Below are 16,741 nucleotides of genomic sequence, written 5' to 3' on the forward strand. Positions count from 1 at the left end.
ATATCCCGCCACTGATTCCGAGTACAGAATTCAGTGGGGGACTTACGGCGTAATAGTTAAAAATGCTTTTTTGGTTTCGTATATGTTCTATACGTGATTAATCACGCGTATCTAACAGAAGTTATAGTCGCTATCAGCGCTATTCAATCTTAGTACACTAAGTTTCCAGTACCGCGCAACTGACGCAAAGAATTTATACAGAATGGACAGTCACATTTAAATAAATTAATTGCAGCTTCACTTTCCTCCTCAGTAAAGTCCAACATGGCAATATTCTCATCTGATACTGATGTGGCAATAGTTGAGGAACGTGTAGACGTATATGGTTGTTTTCTCTCTGAATCTCGAATGCATACAAAATCTGTTCCACCATGTGGGTTGGTGATACAGGTACGACCATCTTTTGTGTGCATTAATCGTTGAGTAATACTAGCATGGGCAGGATGAAATGCCACCAGCGTAGACATCATCGACATAAATATTGAGGAAGTGGAAAGCAAATTCAGAAGAATTTTTTTGTTCATAGATTTACTTGAGAAAATTGTCTACTAGTTTAGGGTATTCGATTCACTTTCAAACTTCAAGTGGATTTCCCCTAAGAATAGCTAGCCTGACACTTGTTACCTAAGAATGTTCCCTATCACCCAGTTTGATCGCAAATTAGCTGCTACAGCAGAATTCAGAAGTCAAACAGGCTTGATATCTGGCTTTAGGGAACTCCAAAAAATAAATTATTCCACATTAAAGTCGTTGACTGTTGACTGTTGACTGTTGACTGAAAACTCGTGAACCGTCAACGGTCAACGGTGAACAATAGCAATGGAATATTTTTTTACTTGGAAGTCCCTTAAAACCTAAGTTGTGTACTTCAGTAAATTTAAATCCGCTCTATTATCCCTAAGATGGTGATTGTTAGCTTGATGTAAGCAGTTCTTTACCTGTGTAATATTATGCAGAGCGATAAATCGCTCACTACCAACAAAAATAATATTTTACATTCAGCATTCTATACAATTAACAATCAGTATAGCTATCTTTACAATCTTAGTTTTAGCCAAAAAATAGGATAAATATTTAGCAATAGATTTGATATAGATTCTCGTTCTTAAATTATCAACTTGTAAAAAGTTCTTTTTTTTATTACATTTAGAAACAGGCTCATATATGAAGTAATTTACTAGCCTTAACAGAAAAAATGAAGCAGGAAATACATTCAGAATCTTCAGGTTGTTGCAACTGTGAACATGACCATCACGAGAATCATAATCACAATCATGATGAGAATCATAACCATGACCATAATCACGACCACGGTGGAGAATTCAATCTGAAAAATGAAGTATTGCCTTTGGTAGCGATTTTAAGTTTATATGCGCCTGGTGTAATTTTTGAAAATCAATTACACAATACATTCTACTCAATAGGGGAATATCTGCTTTTCATCCCTGCTTATTTATTAAGTGGATGGAGTGTTTTAAAAACTGCTGGGCGTAATATACTCAGAGGTAGAATATTTGATGAAACCTTTTTGATGACAGTAGCGACATTAGGAGCGATCGCAATTCATAAATTACCCGAAGCTGTCGGAGTCATGTTATTTTATAAAATTGGGGAATTGTTTCAGGATCTTGCCGTTAGTCGTTCCCGTAATTCTATCAAAGCTTTATTAGAAGTACGTCCAGATTATGCCAATATTAAAATAAAGGGAGAATTAAAAAAAGTATCGCCAGAAACAGTAAATATTGGAGATATTATCGTCGTCAAACCTGGGGAAAAGATTCCCTTAGATGGTGAGATTATAGATGGGAATTCCCAAGTCGATACATCTGCATTAACTGGAGAATCTGTACCGCGATCGGTGAGGCTATCCGAGACAGTTTTGGCTGGGATGATTAATAAAATGGGTGTTCTCAGTATTAGAGTAACAAAACTATTTGGTGACTCTTCCATTGCCAAAATTTTAGACTTGGTGCAAAATGCCAAAAGTAAAAAAGCAGAAACAGAAAAGTTTATTACTAAATTTGCCCGATATTATACACCAATAGTAGTTTTTACATCTCTAGCAGTTGCATTATTACCTCCTTTATTGATTGCTGGCGCAACTTCTTCAGAATGGGTTTATCGCGCCTTAATTTTACTAGTTATCTCCTGTCCCTGTGGACTAGTTATCAGTATTCCATTAGGTTACTTTGGAGGTGTGGGAGGTGCGGCTAAACGCGGTATTTTGGTTAAAGGCTCTACTTTTTTAGATGCTTTAAATGCAGTCAATACAGTTGTTTTTGATAAAACTGGAACCTTAACGAAAGGGGTATTTAAAGTAGCAAAAGTAGTACCATCAAATGGCTGGAATGAACAAGAATTACTGCAATTAGCTGCAAAGGTAGAATTACACTCAAATCATCCGATCGCTCAATCTATTCGCAAGGCTTATGGTGAGAAAATTGATACATTAGATGTGAGAGATTATGAAGAAATAGCAGGCTATGGAATTAGAGCCAAGGTTGAAAATAGGGTAGTGATAGCGGGAAGCGATCGCCTATTACATAAAGAGAATATTGCTCATGATAATTGCCAGTTAGAGGGAACAGTTATTCATCTAGCAGTGGATAATATTTATGCTGGGTATATTGTCATTGCTGATGAACTTAAAGAAGATGCGAGACTTGCTATTAAAGCACTCAAGGGAATGGGTGTAAAGAGAACAGTAATGTTGACAGGAGATAATGAAGCGATCGCATCCCGAATTGCTGAACAGCTAGGCATAGATGCTTACGAAGCAGAGTTATTACCAGAAGAAAAAGTCAATGCCGTTGAAAAGTTACTCAGCACCGTTGGTAAGCATAGTAAAGTTGCCTTTGTTGGGGATGGCATTAATGATGCGCCAGTGATTGCTAGAGCAGATGTTGGTATCGCAATGGGTGGATTAGGCTCAGATGCGGCGATCGAAACTGCCGATATTGTGATTATGACAGATGCACCCTCAAAAGTGGCAGAAGCAATACAAATCGCCAGAAAAACAAGGCAGATTGTTTGGCAAAATATTGGGCTTGCTTTATTCATTAAAGGTGTATTCATTGGATTGGGTATTTTAGGTATAGCGACAATGTGGGAAGCCGTATTTGCTGATGTTGGAGTAGCAATACTAGCAATTTTCAACGCAACTAGAGTCATGAAATAAAGTTATTGAAAAATCGGGAATCCGTAATTGGGAAATTGTAGAATTTAAAACTGAAAAGCAATAATTGAATATATCGAACACTCCCAAATCGGATTCTCCCAGAGGTAGACTGTGAACCCATCTATTAAAGGTATTGCTACGGTTGCGTTAGCTTTACTATTGACTAACCCAGTAGCTGCATTACCCCAGAAAACCAATCAACCAGTTACTGTTGCTAAATCGCAACCCTCAAAAGACACCTTAATTGTTCCTGGGGAAAGAGTTGGGCCGATAACACGCACAACCACCAAGCAAGATTTAGTCAAGCTGTTTGGTGCATCCCATCTCGTTGATAAAACCATTTCTGGCCCTGAAGGAATGGGTAGTTTTGCAGCTACTCAGGTAAACCTAAATCAGGGACGTTCTCTGCTAGTAGTTTGGAATGATAATACTCGTACTAAACCTCTAGATGTGCGTAACTTGGGTTCAGCTTGGAAAACCCGCGAAGGTATCGGCGTTGGAACACCCTTGAGCGAATTACGCAAGAAGTTAGGTGATTTTAAACTCTATGGATTGGCGTGGGACTACGGCGGTACTATTTTGTTGGATAGTAGCCGACTATCACGCTATCAGGGCAAACTCATCCTGCGAGTAAACGCTGATCCTAATGCTGCACAGAAATATCCCAATGACTACCAAGCAGTGTCTGGGGATAGTACTTTTTCTTCTAGCAATACCCATTGGAAACCTCTGGGAATCAGGTTAGCAGAAATTATTGTTGCATTGAATCCAAGTCAGTGATAGCCGTTTCACATTTACACGGCACTCACAAGTCTATAGATTATAAAAGGCGATCGCAACAAAAACTAGACGCACTTCTTCTTGATGAAGAGGCAAAACTGGCACATCTTAGCAATGAACTGGATAAAATTGAGTCTGCATTGCAATCATGAGGCTATGTAAATATACAGTTATTTGGCTGATGAAAATCAAAATTTCCTAACTCAGAAAACAAGGAAAACATAGATCATCAGTTAATTGGTGTTTGTTTATACTATTTTAAAATTTTGTAGTGGTTATACTCATAACTTAGGTTCTACCTGGGAATTAGGAAGTGGCTTTGCCACTTCTTTTTATTTATTTGGTAGCGCAGTAAAAAATAAATTAAAAGTTAAAAGTAACTTTTTTGAACTTTTAACCTTTATTAATTGTTATACCATTTCCCAAAATACCTGCTAGACCTACATTGGTAGAGGCATATATCTGTACACCTCTACAAACGATTAATTGTTGCAAAGATTGTTGACAATGGTATGAGATCGTGTGCGTTTAATTAGCCAGACGGAATTCTGGTGACATAGACATGAAGTTAGTCATTATTCATTTTATCTTGCCATCTCTCACGCTTGGGCTTGCTCTCCACATCGTGCGATCGCGCTTCTTGCCAAGTCCCCCACATTAGGGATTGCTGTTTTTCAACATGGTTAATAAACTGCATAATTGAGTGATCTGCTTTGATGGGAGTTTTCAAATCAAACTGAATTTTTTGCACAACCTTGATGTCACCCTTGAGAAAGAATTTACCTGCAATTTTAGTCAGCCATAGCACAATTCGATTGCATAACAAACCAAAGATTCCTTGACGTTTCTTAGCGATCAACAATATTTGGCCTTCAGCTTTTCCTGCTTCGTGGAGGCGAACTGCAAACATCATATGGACACGGAAGAAATCGAAGCCAAACGTTACAATACCAATGCTACCGTACCAATAGCAAATACTGTAATTTATGGCATTTTTGTAGAAAATACGGATAATCTTAATGAAAAAATGCTCGTTTTTGAGGGGTGTAGTGTTAGTGAAAATAATCGCATTCTCGTTCAGTTCCTGTGTTTCAAAATTAATTTCTATTGGCAGTTTGTGAACTGTATTGAGGTGTTGAGCATCGATGGCGTTAATCATTACCACATTGGGGTGACAATTCACCAAAAAATGAGAATGGATAGCAACATCACACTCTTTTTCTTCCAACTCTGGAACAAAAGGTAAGGGTTGTTGTGGTATTTCTCCAGTCCAAATCCAAATCATGCCGTATTTCTCAGCAGTAGGCCAAGTTTGTAACTTTAGGGAAGGCGGTGTATCTAAACATGGAATATCAATACACATCCCTTCAGCATCAAACTTCCAGTGGTGGAAAAAACAACGTAGTGCATTACCCTCAACTTTCCCTTCAGCAAGGTGAGCGCCCATGTGTGGACAGTAGGCATCAAAGGTAGCTACTCTTCTGTCTTTACCACGGTAAATCACTAGTTCTCTGCCCAAAATCGTGACAGGTTTTACTTCACCCACCCGCAGATTTCGAGAGGGTATTACCCAATACCATCCCTCAATAAAATGCTTTGGATTATTGAAGTTTTTAGGTTTACGGGTTGAACTAAAAGTCTGCGAGTTGAGATTCATTTTTATGGTTTCACTTGAGGTGAAGCTGTTGATCTAGAAGTAACATGAGGACTAGAAAAAAACAGTTACTTTCAGTACTATGACCAACAGTTACCCAATCAATAGAGCAAATTATAGAGGCAAAATGTTGAGTGAACTTTATTACAATTGTTAAAATTAGGCTAGTTAAATATCAGATGATGTAAGTTAATATCCATTCAGGCTAAAGATTTGAAAAATCACAACTTAGTAATATCTCTAATTATAGGAATCGTATTTGATTTTTGAAATTATCTACGTGGGCGGGGAGTGGGGAGTGGGGAGTAGGAAATTAGGCTTTTCAATCTGTACTGAACTTTTTCAGAAATCAAATATTAGTCCTATAGATAACATAAATTACTGACACCAACATTTTGTTAAACTCTCAAATGAGTTAATAAACTAGAAAAATATGTAATAATAATGACAATAATTGGGAAAATCTGCCGTGTTAACTCAGGATATAAAACTGCTTTTAATTGGTCAGGTAACAGATATAAGCAAAATCCCCATCAGGACAATTCGCTATTACGAGAGTTTAGGTTTAATTAAATCATCAAGACGAACAGAAGGAGGCTTCCGCCAGTTTTCATTGGATGTGCTGACTCGTCTAGCGTTTATTAAAAGGGCACAAAATCTTGGTCTTAGCTTAGAGGAGATTGGAAATATTCTTCAGGTTTATGACCAAGGACAAGCTCCCTGTGGTGAAATTAAAGAAAAGCTCGAAGATAAGCTATCGCAAATTGATCACCAACTTGATCAGTTGTTAACTTTACGGTCTGAAATAAAGGCATTACTTTCAGGCTGGAAGAATATGGACGGACAGCATGAGGATACAATTTGCCCCATCATTCAAAACACTAGTACAGCAGGGCGGAATTAAAAATTAAAAAATAAAGCAATTTCTTTGTTCCTCATCTAGTAGTCTGTTTCATTAATTTTGCGGGGTTCTAAAGACGCGAAATTGTACTTCGTCCCGCTACGCTAACGCGTCTCTACAGGGTTTTGGTACCAAACTAATCAATCAGAACTTATGAGACAGACCACTAGGACTCAGGACTTTTATAGAGAAGAAACCACCACAACTCTAGTCCAATCAAGGCTAAACCTGCGATCGCAACACCAACTTTCAAGCCCAAAGGTTGCTCGATGCGGTGAAATTGGCTGTTTTGCTCTGGCGAGTGGGCTGGCATTTCTGCTAATGCTACGCCTGATGTTCCAGTGAGAAGAACTAAAGCTATCAGGCTTCCCCAAAACATTTTTTTACTGAACATTTCCGAAATTATCCTGAAATTATGAGATACTTTTTGGTTGAAAGTTACGCAATCTGAGAGCATTGCTAACAACAGAGAGCGAAGAAAGAGCCATCGCAGCGCCGGCGATAATTGGATTGAGTAACCAACCAAAGATGGGGAACAGAATTCCAGCCGCAATGGGAATACCAATAACGTTGTAAATAAAGGCAAAGAAGAGATTTTGCTTGATGTTGTTGATGGTGGCGCGACTAAGTTGAATAGCTGTAACAATTAAGAGCAAATCGCCAGAAATTAGAGTGATATCGCTAGCTGCGATCGCTACATCTGTTCCCGTTCCAATTGCTATTCCCACATCAGCTTGTGCCAAGGCTGGGGCATCATTTATACCATCACCTACCATTGCAACAATTGAGTGCTGAGTGAGGAGTGAGGAGTTAGGAGTTAGGAGTGAGAATTTATGAGAATTCTTTCTCTGCGCCCCTCTACCCCCTATTTCCCCTTGCAGAGATTGGATAATCGCCGCCTTTTGCTCTGGACGCACTTCGGCAAAGATTCGCTGGATGCCAACTTGGAGAGCGGTCGCATCAGCAGTTTTACGATTATCTCCGGTAAGCATTACTACTTCTAAACCTAACTTCTGTAAGGCTTTCACCACTGCTGCTGAGGAAGGTTTAAGGGCATCGGCAATACCCATTATTCCTTGTAGTTCGCCATCTACAGCAATCAAAATGACTGTTTTACCAGCCGCTTCCCAGTCATCTTTATACTGCTGGAGACTTATGGTGTTAATTCCAAGTTCTGTTAACCAGCGTTGTGTACCAATTTGCACAAGCTGATTTGAAACAACTCCTTGGACACCACTACCTGCGATCGCCACAAAGTTTTTCACCTGTAGAGACGCGAAATTTCGCGTCTCTACGAAATTTCGCGTCTCTACAAAATTTTGCTGGGCATATTTCACCACTGCTTCAGCTAAAGGATGCTCAGAATTGCGTTCCACCGTTGCTGCTAATTGTAAAAGCTGGATTTCATTACCATTAGCTGTACCATTGACAGTTACAAAATCTGTAACCGTAGGTTTCCCCTGAGTCAAAGTACCAGTTTTATCTAAAACGATGGTTTGAATTTTGTGTGCTAGTTCTAAGCTGTCCGCGCCTTTAATCAAAATGCCATTTTCTGCACCTTTGCCCGTCCCCACCATTACAGAAGTGGGAGTAGCTAAACCCAAAGCACAAGGACAAGCGATAATTAGTACACCCACCGTTGTCATTGTTGCTAGGGTAAGGTTGCCAGTGAAATTAAACCAAATGACGAAAGTGGCGATCGCAACGGCAATCACAGCTGGTACAAACCATCCTGTAACCTGATCTGCCAAGCGTTGAATTGGTGCTTTAGAACCTTGGGCTTGTTGCACTAATTTGACGATTTGAGCCAAAAACGTATCATTTCCGACTCGTGTCACCCGAAACTGAAATGCACCCGCACCGTTAATCGTCGCCCCAATCACCTCATCTCCTGGCTGCTTTTTGACTGGCAAACTTTCACCGGTCACCATCGCTTCATCTACCGTCGAAGCGCCTGTAATCACTTCACCATCTACCGGAATCTTTTCACCAGGACGTACCAAAATTACATCGTTGATTCTGACTTCGGCGATGGGAACATCAATTTCTCTACCATCACGAATGACTCTGGCATCTCTAGCTTGCAATCCAATGAGTTTGCGGATAGCTTCAGAAGTTTCTCCCCTAGCGCGATTTTCCAGCAACCGCCCCAACAAAATTAAGGTAATGACAATAGCAGCAACTTCGTAATAAATATGAGGTATCAATCCCTGAGCAATAAAAAATTTCGGGAAAATAGTGACAAATAAAGAATATAGATATGCTGCACTTGTACCCAAAGCAATTAGCGTGTCCATCGTCGCCGTATGGCGCTTGAGGGATTTCCAGCCATTGCGGTAAAAAGATCCACCACACCAGAACACGACGGGTGTTGTCAGTACTAACTGTATCCAAGGATTTTGTAAGAAGCTTGGAATTAAGGGCAAGTTCAACCCAGTCATCATGGGGAACGACCCCAAAAATAGGAAAATGCTGATTACACCTCCCACCGTTACTTTAAGGGAGAGTTGGCGTTGTAATGCTTGCCTACTCGCAATCTCTGCATCATCTTCTTCGGTGAGCAATTCTTCCTGGAGTGAGTAAGAAGAGTATCCCGCAGATGCGATCGCACTTTGGATTTTCTCTAAATTCGCTAGAGAGCGATCGTACTTGATGGTAGCTTGTTCTACTCCAAAGTTAACGTTGCAGTCCCTTACCCCAGCAACAGAGCGAATTGCCTTTTCGATATTGTTGGCGCAAGCCGCGCAACTCATCCCTCGAAGTTTGAGTGTGAGAGTATCCATAACTAGATGAACCGAACCCCTGTGATTGATGTGGAGGATCTTAAAGTAATTCGTAATTAAATTATTTGGGGATTTAGACCCCAACAGGTAAATACCGCCAAGAAAGACAAATACCCGCGAGTGCTTCGCCAACAATTACGAATTACAAATTAGTTGGCAACTGGATAGCCAGCAGCAGCCAATGCTTCCTTAATTACTGTTTCTGATGCTTGAGTTTCTACACTGACAAGCTTGGTTGTTGGATCAGCCTGAACGCTAGCATTGGCATCGACTGCTTGAAGTGCTTTAGTGATGGTACTTGCACAAACAGAACAAGCCATGTTGGGAACTGTGAGTTGGAGAGTCATAGATTTACGGGATAAAAATGAACAACCTAGCCAAACCAAGTTGGATGACTGAGGGATAACCGTCAACAGTCAGAAATAACTGGTTGAGAGTCCCCTTGAATTCATCCTAGACTCTCCAGCCGGCTGGAGAGTCTAGAGAATTTTAAAAGTTTTTCGCTAAACTTCAAATTTCTTTACGACGTAGTATAAAAATGGGTTTAAAACCGATTCATCTGTGATTGATGTGCAGCTTGAGGCAGAAATGGTGGACGTTGTGGCGCGATTGAGTCCGGTGTTGACGTTTAAAGCCTAGCTGCTAAGTAAAAAGCCCCTGGTATTGACCAGGGGTATCCATCTTTATTCCCTGATATTAGAATCGCATCTGTGGAGCCTTTGTAAATCCGTATTAATGCAATTACCACATAAAATTGATGATTATTTTGCAATCAGTTTCAGTTAGTTAGATAAGAATTTACCTGGTGTCATAATAAAAGGCTTGGTTAAACCAAGTCTGTATATATACCAAACATTTACTACACCAAGATTAATTTAGACCGACCTTTCCTTTAGTTCATCTTGCTATAGGCTGTATCCAAATATTCTAAAAGCTGATATGCTACTGGCTGCCCTTGGGTGATGACTTGAAGAGTCAATTTACCTTTATTGCGATGAGAGTATATCTTTGACTTATCTAAGTTTTGATCAAAAAAGACCCTGAGTATTATTCCAGGGTACATACACCTTTTTCAGGCATTAACAGGCTGAATAATAACTTTGTAAAATAATTATTTCTACTATCCATAGAATGATACGAATATTGATCCAGATATGGTAGTAATAGTTTTTTCTTGCTTGGTGTATTGCGGTAGCCTGCGGCAAGCCGTTCGCGTAGCGTCTCGTAGAGAAGCGTCTACGTTATTCCGTAACTCATGCGTAAGTCCTAAGAAAGTGAGATTCATAAATTGCAGAGTAAGCATTATACTAAGGATTTATAGGTTTAATTCATCTATCTACAGTGTGTTTAAAAAATATAGATGAATCCAGTCGTTTTAAGGTTTAGTTGTAAGTCGCTTTTTCTTTTCAATAAGAACTGCGATCGCCAAATTTAAAATCTAAAATTCGCTGAAAAAGTTAAATATTTTTAGGTAGTTGCACAGTAAACAAACTACCTTTACCTAGTTCAGAGGTAACTTGGATTGTTCCAGCGTGTCCTTCTATAATCCGGTGTGATAGATGTAGCCCTAAACCACTACCTGAACGTTTATTTTTGCCTTGGCGAAATCGCTCGAAAATTGTTGCTTGATCTTCAGGCGCAATCCCATATCCTGTATCTTGGATCTCAATTGTTACCAAATCTGGATTTTCTGGATTAGGTGATTTTTCAAAAATGCGGATTGTGATGCCTCCTGTATCTGTAAATTTGATGGCATTTGCGATTAGGTTGTTTATCACCCGCCGTAGTTCCAAGCGATCGCCCATAATAATCCCAGCGTTTTTACTTAGTAGATTTAATTCAGTGGTATCTATTTTTAGAGTCAACCCTTTTTCACCAGTTAGAGGACTTAGTTCGCTCACTACTTCTTGAGATATCTCACGTAAATCGCATTCCTCCCAATTCAACGTTTTTTTACCTGCCTCGAAACGATAAACTTCGAGGAGGGTATTTACCATATCCATCAAATTTTGGTTACTGCGAATCATAACTGCGATCGCCTGTTTCATTTCCGGCGAAATTTTGCAGAATGTTTCCATCTCAAACAAATTCAACATGCGATCGGCGGCTACTAGGGGAGTCCGCAAATCATGAGTCAGACGGGAAACAAAGTCCTCCCTTTGGCGGGCCATTTTTTGCTGTTCGTCTAGACTGTGCTTGAGACGTAATAGCGATCGCACCCTTGCCAATAGTTCATCAGTATCAAATGGTTTACGAATAAAATCGTCAGCACCAGCATCTAAACCTTCGACAACACTCGATTCGTGAAAGGCTGTAATCAGCAGAATTGGAATATAACTAATTGCTGGGTTATTCCGAATCCGACGGGTGACTTCATAACCATCTATCCCTGGCATCATCACATCTAACAGAATCAGATCGGGTGGAGATTGTTCAACTTTTCGCAAAGCCTTTATTCCATCTGAAACCAGATCAATTTCATACCCCTCACTTTCTAGAATTGCTTGAACCAAAAAGAGATTATCTGGAGTATCATCAACTGCGAGGATGCGATAAATTTTATTATTTTCAACTACAGACATAATTTATCAACTTTTATCAGTTTTTTTGAAAGTAATTTATAGTTTAAATTTAGGATATCCTATTGGTGATTGCCTAGCTTGAGTAGATGAATGATGCGGATTTTTAGCAGATGAAAAAACCTGGTTGCTATCTAACTGTAAAGGTGGAGGTTCACCTCCTACAGACGATAATGAAATTTGACGCGGTAATTCAATTTTAAATGTTGAACCCACCCCTAATTTGCTCTCAAGAAAGATTTTGCCACCCATCATTCGCACCAGTGAATCTACAATTGCCAAACCCAAACCTGTACCTGGATATTTCCGAGTCAGAGTTTGATCGACTTGTCGAAATGCTTCAAAAATACGTTGAAAATCTCTGGGTGCTATGCCAATACCTGTATCCCGAACAATAATTGTTAATCGATTTGCAGGTAGTTCTTTAACTTCAACGCAAACTTCACCTGACTCTGTGAACTTAATGGCGTTGGAGAGCAGATTAATTACAATCTGTTTGAGCCGAACTGGATCATTAAATACCAAAGTATTTTGCAAATCCGTTTGCACTAACAATGATAGATTTTTAGCGTCAGCTAGGGAACGCATTTCACCTACAGCCAGATTTATTACCTTTAAGACATCAAATCTTTCTGCTTTTAAGTCTAATCTTCCTGCCTCCAGCTTGGAAAAGTCGAGAACTTCATTGACTAGCATCAGCAAATGCTTGCCATTATTCAAGATGCGCTCAACCATATCTGCTTGCTGGTGCGTTAGTTGACCAAACTTAGGACGCAGGAGTATTTGAGAAAAACCAATAATCGCATTCATCGGCGTTCTGAGTTCGTGAGACATAGTTGCTAAAAAATGTGATTTTAGCACTGATGCCTCTGATAGCTTGAAGTTTTGCATTTGAAGCTGTTGCTGTTGTCTCTCTAATTCTTGATTTTTACGAAGAAGTTCTTCATGACTTTCTCTAAGCTGGTCTTTTGCCAAAGCTACCTGTATTTCAGCCCGATAAACCCGAATCGCACTCCGCAAAACTTGTGCCAAATTTTCTGGAGATATCCTAGATTTAGAGAGATAGTCTGTAGCACCAGCTTTTAATAATTGGACAGCAGTTTGTTCATCTTCTTGATCAATTAGGACTACTAAAGGAACTTTAATTTCCGAAGAACGTAGCTGTTGAATTAAGGTTAGTCCATCCTGAGCTATTAAGCGATAGTTGAGGAAAACACAATCATAGCCAGTAGTGTTTAAAATAGAAAATGCATCATTGCTATTGGCTACTTCAGATAGTTCTATTTGAATACCTGCTTTAGTCAGGGCACAACGGACTGCCATCCGGTCTACTTCATCATCATCTACAACCAAAATTTTCAGCGTATCTTCCATCGGTTTTTATTTTTGCCGCTAAACATAGGTTGATGTATAACATTCCTTTTTTGAGATTATCTAACTAAAAAATATAATATTTTCTCACATATAAAATCGGTAACTTTATTTACTAAGACATTTGGCACAATATCCAATACTTGTTGAGTTAATAATATTAGCTTTATTGAATGCTTGCTCGACATTCATCACAGCAAACATAGCTGATATAAAGTTAAATAAAATACTTATACTTTACAGCTTAAAACAATTGTAATTGAGTCAGCAAGCGACCGTCGTCAGCCATTGGTGAGAGTTGCATACCATTGTTGTGTACCATAAGCTGAGTAGTTGTACTCATCAGATTGCTTAGACTAGGTAAATAATAAAGTAACTCCTTATACCAATTTGTGAATCTGAAGTAATCCTACCTCCTGAGATTTCGACAATTTTCTTAACGATCGCCAGACCTGTGTTAGGATTTTCCTGGCGATCGCGGTCTTCCCCATCCCGTGAAAAGTCAGTCCAACAAGCTGACCACAAAGGACAACGAACGACCTTGCTAGTAATTCCACCAAATTTTAACGCCGTCTGATTCCCTTTCATGAGGATGCCCATCAACTGCATCAATCCGATGAATCCAAAGATTTGGCTAAAAATCACTCGAAACCATCGCTCACTTTTTCGTAAGGTAATTTTTACCTTTTGTAATTTGTCGTCCATTTTTGTAAGTTTTATGCAAGATAATAGTAATTAACTAATGGAACATGGCTACTGAAAGCTAAATTTTTAGCAAAGGAGGAGCAATTTTGCATTAGTCTCAATCTTTCATCCTTATTGTGTAAGGATCTATATATCTCCAGCTAGATTTATTCTCTATCTAAATGCTAAAAAATAGGAAATTTATTATTTCTATCGGTGGATGCAGAGTGGTTGAAAGATCATCTATCTTTGGTATGGGAAAATAAAAGATAGCGCTTAGAAAAAGTAATACTTTGAAAGATGCAAACAGCATAAGAGCGAGTGTAGCGATGAATGAAATTAGCATTATTTTAATTGAAGATCATGACTTAACGCGAATGGGGCTACGAGCAGCATTACAGGCTCACAGCGCATTAAAAGTAATTGGCGAAGCAGCAAATGCTACCCAAGGACTAAAACTTTTGGAAACGGCAAAGCCAGATGTAGCTGTTGTAGATATCGGTTTGCCTGACATGGATGGCATTGAACTCACCCGTAAATTCAAACGCCATCAAGCTGAAACTGGGCAGACGGGAACGAAGATTCTCATCCTGACAATGGATCACACAGAGGATGCTGTACTTGCAGCCTTTGCGGCGGGTGCTGATTCTTATTACATGAAAGAAACAAGCATCAGTAAATTAACTGAGGCGATCCAAGCGACTCACGGCGGTAACTCTTGGATTGATCCGGCAATTGCCAACGTGGTATTGCGGAAAATGCGGCAAGGTATTCCTGGAGAGAGCCAAGGTTCTGATAAAACGCCGAAAACTGTCAAAATTGAGGCGTTAGCGTCAGAATACGAGCAAGTTTTGGAAACTTACCCCTTGACTCAACGGGAATTGGAAATCCTGGAGTTGATTGTAGCTGGGTGCAGCAATGGGCAAATTGCTGAAAAACTCTACATTACAGTTGGTACTGTGAAGACCCACGTTCGTAATATTCTAAATAAACTATGTGCTGATGACCGTACCCAAGCTGCTGTAAGGGCTTTACGTTCTGGGTTGGTAGCGTGAGGAATTGGGGATGAGGGAGACTAAAATCAGTGAACAGTTATCAGTGAACAGTTATCACAGACGATTTTCAAAACTTTTAACTGATAACTGACAACTGACAACTGCCCAATGCCCTAATCAAAATCGTTCCTGTAAACATTCCGCAATGCGTAGTGCTGCTCCGGGTTTACCCATGCGTCGCGCCCCATTTTCGGCAATAATTTGCAAAATATCAGGATCTTTGAATAGGGACTGGACAACGTTGGCAACTTCTGCTGGATGCTCGACTAAAAACAAAGATGAGCCTAGAAGACGACTTTGAGCTTCAGCAAAGGCAGGGTTATATTGAGGCCCATTACCGGGAATAGCGATCGCAGGTTTCCCTAAACCGATAAACTGTTCTGTGGCTGTACCTGCCATTGCGATCGCTAAATCTCCCAAATGCAAGCAATCATTATAAGCTTTTTGTGTCAGCAGTAGATATGCATTTCTTTGTTTAAATGTCAAGATATTTGGATCAGGAATTTTTATAGGACATGTTGATTCAGTGCGCCAGCCTTGAGATTGCACACTTTGGGATAAAATATTAGAGTCTAAACCAGGAGCGATCGCACCTAAAAACACCACTGTTTTAGAAGTATAGAAAATCGAATCTCGCTCTTGAAAACTTGCTATCAACGCAGATACAGCAATCATAATTGTTTCCCAGTTGGCGTATGCCTCTGGCGGACGGGAGCCAGGAAGAAGAGTCACCATTAAAGGCCGAACTATTTCTTGTTGTTGGCTATCCTGACCATAAAATTGTTGGCGTGAAAAGGTCGGTTGCAGACCATCCATCATGGGATTACCCAAATTAAAAGCTGGAATTGGCCATTGTTTTAATGTTTCTGTCGTCAGTGCATCTCTAGGGAACACCGCTTTACAACGGCGACGACTCATCAACCAGCGTTCCCAAGGATGGTAAACTGAACCGGAAAAATTTTCCCAACGCGCATCTTTAGATTTCCGTGGTAATAATCCAGCTTCATCGCGCACATAATATTCAGATTTCGCCGTACCTACAAAAGCATAATTAGCGCCACTGAAAGTTGCAAACAATAGTGGGACAATATCTCCCACCGCTAAAATCGCTCTTTTATTACCTAATTTTTTTTGAGAACTCACCCAACGGCGCACAGCTTTAATCTGGCTGAGGGTAAGTTGCAATAAACCACCGCGGACATCCCGCGCTAATTGGCGGCCATCCATATAAATAAACCCGCCAGAAGGCATAGTGCGGACTGAACCGATGAGGGGGATATCCAACTGTTGGTAAGCACGTCCTTCACCTACCAGAGGTAAAGCAAAGATTTCTGGTGGGTTTGATTGTCGTTGGAGTTCTTGCAAAATCCGAACTGCAATGACATCTTCGCCATGACCATTACTTAATACAAGTAAGCGTAACGGAGAAGTTGCAGCTTGAGAGTTAGAAGCTAGAGATAACCGAGATACATTACTCATAAGAAACAAAATATCAAAATTAACCGTCTGTTTGGGTAAGAGGTATAAATAGGGAAATCGGCGAAAAAGCTGGAAGTTAGTATTATCCCTATTTCTTTACTTCCCTACAACTAAACCACGTCTATCTTGAAACCTGTAGTTATTCTCTGATGAAAAGGATTTGCCCTCATCCCCCAACCTATCCCCCATATCTGGGATTCGGGGAGCTAGAATTTCAAACTCCCTCTCCCATATCTGGGAGAGAGATTTAGGGTGAGGGCGAAAACTATGGTTCTCA

The 16,741-nt window shown here is 39.9% G+C and carries 14 protein-coding genes; 5 read left to right on the forward strand and 9 right to left on the reverse strand.

Going from position 1 to position 16,741, the window contains the following annotated elements:
* Nucleotides 1–149: 149 nt before the first annotated feature.
* On the reverse strand, nt 150–524 hold the full coding sequence (locus D1367_RS20865; protein ID WP_118168062.1) for a hypothetical protein: 375 nt from the start codon (nt 522–524) through the stop codon (nt 150–152).
* Nucleotides 525–1,195: 671 nt separating this feature from the next.
* Between D1367_RS20865 and D1367_RS20870 the strand changes: the two genes are divergently transcribed.
* From D1367_RS20870 to D1367_RS31070, 3 genes are all read left to right on the forward strand, one after another.
* Nucleotides 1,196–3,178, forward strand: a complete 1,983-nt coding sequence (locus D1367_RS20870) for a heavy metal translocating P-type ATPase (RefSeq protein WP_118168063.1) — start codon at nt 1,196–1,198, stop codon at nt 3,176–3,178.
* 111 nt (nt 3,179–3,289) lie between these two features.
* Entirely contained in the window at nt 3,290–3,958 is a 669-nt protein-coding gene (locus D1367_RS20875) for a hypothetical protein (RefSeq protein ID WP_118168064.1), read from the forward strand.
* The gene (locus tag D1367_RS31070; RefSeq protein WP_181984908.1) at nt 3,955–4,110 is read left to right on the forward strand and encodes a hypothetical protein; all 156 of its coding nucleotides are present in this window, start codon (nt 3,955–3,957) and stop codon (nt 4,108–4,110) included. The genes D1367_RS20875 and D1367_RS31070 overlap by 4 nt, the downstream gene beginning before the upstream one ends.
* A 416-nt stretch (nt 4,111–4,526) precedes the next feature.
* Here the strand turns inward: D1367_RS31070 and D1367_RS20885 are convergent, their stop codons facing one another.
* Complete coding sequence (locus D1367_RS20885; RefSeq protein WP_118168066.1) at nt 4,527–5,615, reverse strand: aromatic ring-hydroxylating dioxygenase subunit alpha; 1,089 nt, start codon at nt 5,613–5,615, stop codon at nt 4,527–4,529.
* 466 nt (nt 5,616–6,081) lie between these two features.
* On the opposite strand from D1367_RS20885, the gene D1367_RS20890 reads away from it, so the two are divergent.
* Nucleotides 6,082–6,516: a heavy metal-responsive transcriptional regulator gene (locus tag D1367_RS20890; RefSeq protein WP_118168067.1), complete on the forward strand. Its 435-nt coding sequence runs from the start codon at nt 6,082–6,084 to the stop codon at nt 6,514–6,516.
* Nucleotides 6,517–6,679: 163 nt separating this feature from the next.
* Here the strand turns inward: D1367_RS20890 and D1367_RS20895 are convergent, their stop codons facing one another.
* The 6 genes from D1367_RS20895 to D1367_RS20920 form a co-directional block, all read right to left on the reverse strand.
* The gene (locus D1367_RS20895) at nt 6,680–6,907 is read right to left on the reverse strand and encodes a hypothetical protein (RefSeq protein ID WP_118168068.1); all 228 of its coding nucleotides are present in this window, start codon (nt 6,905–6,907) and stop codon (nt 6,680–6,682) included.
* 19 nt (nt 6,908–6,926) lie between these two features.
* The gene (locus tag D1367_RS20900; RefSeq protein ID WP_118168069.1) at nt 6,927–9,296 is read right to left on the reverse strand and encodes a heavy metal translocating P-type ATPase; all 2,370 of its coding nucleotides are present in this window, start codon (nt 9,294–9,296) and stop codon (nt 6,927–6,929) included.
* Nucleotides 9,297–9,445: 149 nt separating this feature from the next.
* On the reverse strand, nt 9,446–9,643 hold the full coding sequence (locus D1367_RS20905; RefSeq protein WP_118168070.1) for a heavy-metal-associated domain-containing protein: 198 nt from the start codon (nt 9,641–9,643) through the stop codon (nt 9,446–9,448).
* A gap of 1,110 nt (nt 9,644–10,753) precedes the next feature.
* Nucleotides 10,754–11,878, reverse strand: coding sequence for a hybrid sensor histidine kinase/response regulator (locus D1367_RS20910; RefSeq protein ID WP_118168071.1), 1,125 nt, complete (start codon nt 11,876–11,878; stop codon nt 10,754–10,756).
* A 36-nt stretch (nt 11,879–11,914) separates the two neighbouring features.
* Nucleotides 11,915–13,249 (reverse strand): ATP-binding response regulator, encoded by a 1,335-nt coding sequence (locus D1367_RS20915; protein ID WP_118168072.1) that lies wholly within the window; start codon nt 13,247–13,249, stop codon nt 11,915–11,917.
* A gap of 348 nt (nt 13,250–13,597) precedes the next feature.
* On the reverse strand, nt 13,598–13,951 hold the full coding sequence (locus D1367_RS20920) for a HAMP domain-containing histidine kinase (RefSeq protein ID WP_118168073.1): 354 nt from the start codon (nt 13,949–13,951) through the stop codon (nt 13,598–13,600).
* A gap of 308 nt (nt 13,952–14,259) precedes the next feature.
* Between D1367_RS20920 and D1367_RS20925 the strand changes: the two genes are divergently transcribed.
* Complete coding sequence (locus D1367_RS20925; RefSeq protein ID WP_118168074.1) at nt 14,260–14,985, forward strand: response regulator transcription factor; 726 nt, start codon at nt 14,260–14,262, stop codon at nt 14,983–14,985.
* A gap of 117 nt (nt 14,986–15,102) precedes the next feature.
* Here the strand turns inward: D1367_RS20925 and D1367_RS20930 are convergent, their stop codons facing one another.
* Nucleotides 15,103–16,464: a lipid-A-disaccharide synthase-related protein gene (locus tag D1367_RS20930; protein WP_118168075.1), complete on the reverse strand. Its 1,362-nt coding sequence runs from the start codon at nt 16,462–16,464 to the stop codon at nt 15,103–15,105.
* Nucleotides 16,465–16,741 lie beyond the last annotated feature (277 nt).

Source organism: Nostoc sphaeroides, from assembly GCF_003443655.1.
GTDB classification, from domain to species: domain Bacteria; phylum Cyanobacteriota; class Cyanobacteriia; order Cyanobacteriales; family Nostocaceae; genus Nostoc; species Nostoc sphaeroides.